Annotated in this window: 1 protein-coding gene; it reads right to left on the bottom strand. The window is 46.8% G+C overall.

Annotated elements, in window-relative coordinates; all coding sequences use genetic code 11:
- Positions 1-25: 25 nt before the first annotated feature.
- The coding region (locus tag AC1DE7_RS31925; RefSeq protein ID WP_477535904.1) for an integrase core domain-containing protein at positions 26-361 on the bottom strand (336 nt) is incomplete at its 5' end.

The raw sequence follows: 361 nt of genomic DNA, 5'->3' as shown, positions 1-361 counted from the left end.
TGGACCTATGTCAAAAAAGTAGACACTACGCTGCGGATTTGTCCGTAAATTTCATCGCAAAACGAGCAGGGGAAAGATACCCTAGCGCGCCATGCATTCGCTTGCGGTTGTAATAGAACTCGATGTACTGGTAGATGGCAGTATAAGCCTCTTCCGGCGTCTTAAAACGAGGGTTGCAGTAAATAAGTTCTTTCTTTAAAATACTGTGCCACGACTCAATACAGGCGTTATCATAACAGTTTCCTCGGCGGCTCATGCTTGATTCCATTCCGTATGATTTTAGTTGCTCCACGTATTCTTTTGACGTGTATTGAGAGCCGCGATCCGAGTGATGGAGTAATCCCGGAGCGGGGCGTTTGGC

The organism is Paenibacillus sp. 10L310 (assembly GCF_056395745.1).
Note: the sequence above shows the minus strand (reverse complement) of the source record. Positions and strands in the feature narration are given on the sequence as shown.